This window comes from Motilibacter deserti (genome assembly GCF_011250635.1).
GTDB classification, from domain to species: domain Bacteria; phylum Actinomycetota; class Actinomycetes; order Motilibacterales; family Motilibacteraceae; genus Motilibacter_A; species Motilibacter_A deserti.
Genome location: NZ_JAANNP010000145.1, coordinates 1 through 3,777 on the forward strand (window position 1 = coordinate 1; position 3,777 = coordinate 3,777).

Consider the following 3,777-nt stretch of genomic DNA (forward strand, 5'->3'; position numbering starts at 1 on the left):
GAGGGCGCGCCCTCGACCTCCCTCGTCCTCGACCAGTTCGGCCGCAACCTGACGCAGGCCGCGCGCGAGGGCAAGCTCGACCCGGTCATCGGGCGCGAGAAGGAGATCGAGCGCGTGATGCAGGTGCTCTCGCGCCGCACCAAGAACAACCCCGTCCTCATCGGCGAGCCCGGCGTCGGCAAGACCGCCGTCGTCGAGGGCCTGGCCCAGGCGATCGTCAAGGGCGAGGTGCCCGAGACGCTCAAGGACAAGCACCTCTACACGCTCGACCTCGGCGCGCTGGTCGCCGGGTCGCGCTACCGCGGTGACTTCGAGGAGCGCCTCAAGAAGGTCCTCAAGGAGATCCGCACCCGCGGCGACATCATCCTGTTCATCGACGAGCTGCACACGCTCGTGGGTGCCGGTGCCGCCGAGGGCGCGATCGACGCCGCGTCGATCCTGAAGCCGATGCTCGCCCGCGGCGAGCTGCAGACGATCGGTGCGACGACGCTCGACGAGTACCGCAAGCACCTGGAGAAGGACGCCGCGCTCGAGCGCCGCTTCCAGCCGATCCAGGTCGCCGAGCCGTCGCTGCCGCACACGATCGAGATCCTCAAGGGCCTCCGGGACCGCTACGAGGCGCACCACCGCGTCTCGATCACGGACTCGGCCCTGGTCGCTGCGGCCACCCTGGCCGACCGCTACATCTCCGACCGCTTCCTCCCGGACAAGGCGATCGACCTGATCGACGAGGCCGGCTCGCGGATGCGCATCCGCCGCATGACGGCCCCGCCGGACCTGCGCGAGTACGACGAGCGCATCGCCGGCGTCCGCCGCGAGAAGGAGTCCGCGATCGACGCGCAGGACTTCGAGAAGGCGGCGCGGCTGCGTGACGAGGAGAAGAACCTCCTCGGTCAGAAGGCGCAGCGGGAGAAGGAGTGGAAGGCCGGCGACATGGACGTCGTGGCCGAGGTCGACGAGGAGCTGATCGCCGAGGTCCTGGCCACGGCGACGGGCATCCCGGTCTTCAAGCTGACGGAGGAGGAGTCCGCCCGTCTGCTCAAGATGGAGGACGAGCTCCACCGCCGGGTCATCGGCCAGGAGCAGGCCATCAAGGCCCTCTCCCAGGCGATCCGGCGCACCCGCGCCGGCCTGAAGGACCCGAAGCGCCCGGGTGGCTCGTTCATCTTCGCCGGCCCGTCCGGCGTCGGGAAGACCGAGCTGTCCAAGACGCTGGCCGAGTTCCTCTTCGGCGACGAGGACGCGCTCATCGCGCTCGACATGAGCGAGTTCTCCGAGAAGCACACCGTCTCCCGGCTGTTCGGCTCGCCTCCCGGCTACGTCGGCTACGAGGAGGGCGGGCAGCTCACGGAGAAGGTGCGCCGCAAGCCGTTCTCGGTCGTCCTGTTCGACGAGGTCGAGAAGGCCCACCCGGACATCTTCAACTCGCTGCTGCAGATCCTGGAGGACGGTCGCCTGACCGACTCCCAGGGCCGGGTCGTGGACTTCAAGAACACCGTCATCATCATGACGACCAACCTCGGCACCCGGGACATCTCCAAGGGCTTCAACCTGGGCTTCGCCGCGGCCGGCGACACCCAGACCGGCTACGACCGGATGAAGGCCAAGGTCCAGGACGAGCTCAAGCAGCACTTCCGTCCGGAGTTCCTCAACCGCATCGACGACATCGTCGTGTTCCACCAGCTGACCGAGAACGAGATCATCCGGATCGTCGACCTCATGCTGGCGCGGCTCGACGAGCGGCTCAAGGACAAGGACATGGGCATCGAGCTCACGCAGAAGGCGAAGCAGCTGCTCGCCGACCGTGGCTACGACCCCGTCCTCGGCGCCCGGCCGCTGCGTCGCACGATCCAGCGCGAGATCGAGGACGCCCTGTCGGAGAAGATCCTCTTCGGCGAGGTCAAGGCCGGCGAGATCGTCCTGGTCGACGTCGAGGGCGAGGGCAAGGACGCGACGTTCACCTTCCGTGGTGAGCCGAAGCCGATGCCCGAGGTCCCGCTGACGAAGTCGCTCTGACCCGGTCGCTCTGACCCGGTCGCTCTGACCCGGTCGCTCTGACCGGGCCGCGCTGAGCGGGCTTCGGCCTTCGGGCCGACACACGCAAGAGCCGCTCCCCCTTGGGGAGCGGCTCTTCGTGCGTTCGGGGGAGACAGCGCGCAGGACGTGCGCGCCGTTGCGCGGGTCTCCCCGTACCCGGTGGCCGGGCTGCTGGACCGGTCCTCGTAGGCGGTGACGCCGAGCTGCCGCTCTCCTCGTCATGGACGCGGGGCTGTCCGCCGCGCGCCACGCGACGACCGCGCGCGGGTCAGACCGGGGGGTCGATCGGCTCCATCGCGGCGACGAGCACGGTCCGGCCGGGGGGCGCCGGCTGCTGCTCGATGGTCAGGTAGACCTCGACCTCGGTGCCGTCGTGGCGCAGCGCGGTCAGCGGGACCCGCTTGCCGAGGATGCGTCGCTGCCCGCTGAGCAGGAACCGGACGAAGCCGGCGATGTGCAGCTCGTGCAGGCGGGGCGGGATGATGCAGACCAGGCGCTGGCCGACCAGGTCGGCGACCTCCCAGCCCAGCAGCCGGGCCGCGGGCTCGCTGACGGCGAGGATGCGGTTGGCGTCGTCGGCCGCGACCAGCGCCTGCGAGGAGGCCAGAACGGCGCTGTCGTCCCACTCGGCCCGCTTGCGCACGGTGGGGACGGCGCGTACGTCGGGCAGCTGCCACGGGATGGGGGACGCCCCCTCGGCCTGGCGCAGGACCTCCTGCAGGCACCAGGTCCGCAGCGCCCGGATCTCCGGCTGGCTCGGCGGTGCGAGCAGACGCCCGTCGGCAGCGAGCTCGACCGCCTCGTCGAGCACGTGGTGCAGCATGGCGAAGCGGGGGACGGCCGCGTGCGGTAGCGGCACGGAATGGTCGACCGCCGACCGGCCGGTGTCGCGTAGGGCGAAGACCTCGCCACTGGCCTCGGACAGCAGCGAGAGCGCCTCTCCGCCGGCGGCGGCCTCGTCGGCGGCCGCGCGGCCGGCTGGTCCGCCGCGGTCGAGGACGGTCAACTGGTACTCGCGCAGCAGCGCGGCCGCGTGCTCCTGGAACGTGCAGTAGAGCGCCACGGGCAGCTCGGCGAGCACGACGGTCAGGTCGGGCACCTCGGCACCCTCGCCGGTCGAAGCCTCGTCAGCCCGGCCGTCCGCGGCGGGCAGGCCGCCCGGGAAGCGTCCGGCGGGGCCGAGGGTGAACCAGACGACCTTGCCGTGCCCCTCCACCTGGCGGACGCCGCTGTCGGTGGCCAGGACCTCGACGAGGCCCAGGCCCCGTCCGGTCGTCGCGCTCTCGTCCTCGTAGCTGCGCTGCACGGGCAGGTGCGGGCTGTGGTCGGCGACCTCGACGAGCACGCTGGGCCCGGCGACGGTGACGGTCACGCCGACCTCGGATCGTGCGTGCACGACGGCGTTCGTCACGAGCTCGCTGACCAGCAGCGCCGCCGTGTCGACCGTGTCCTCGTCCATGCCTGCTGCCCGCAGCGTCTCCGACACCGCGGACCTGGCCCGGCGCACGCTGGCGGGCTCAGGAGCGAACGCGACGGCTCGCTGGGCGAGCACTCGCTCCGACCCCGCCACGATCCTCCTCACCTGGATCCCGGCACGCCGAAAGGACCCCTCGCACTCGCTACCCAACCGCGGGCCGAACTACGCCTGCCGATCCCCGGGAGCTCGACGGTAGCCGGTAGAGGCTGCCGGGCAGCAGCTCGACCAGCCCGTCGGCCACGAGCCCGGCGAGCGCCCGCCGG

The 3,777-nt window shown here is 71.4% G+C and carries 2 protein-coding genes; one reads left to right on the forward strand and one right to left on the reverse strand.

What is annotated here, in order from left to right:
• On the forward strand, positions 1-2,016 hold a 2,016-nt coding region (locus tag G9H71_RS21495), incomplete at its 5' end, for an ATP-dependent Clp protease ATP-binding subunit (protein ID WP_166284815.1).
• 289 nt (positions 2,017-2,305) lie between these two features.
• On the opposite strand, the gene G9H71_RS21500 is transcribed toward G9H71_RS21495, so the two are convergent.
• On the reverse strand, positions 2,306-3,607 hold the full coding sequence (locus tag G9H71_RS21500) for an ATP-binding protein (protein ID WP_166284816.1): 1,302 nt from the start codon (positions 3,605-3,607) through the stop codon (positions 2,306-2,308).
• Between the last annotated feature and the right edge of the window lie 170 nt (positions 3,608-3,777).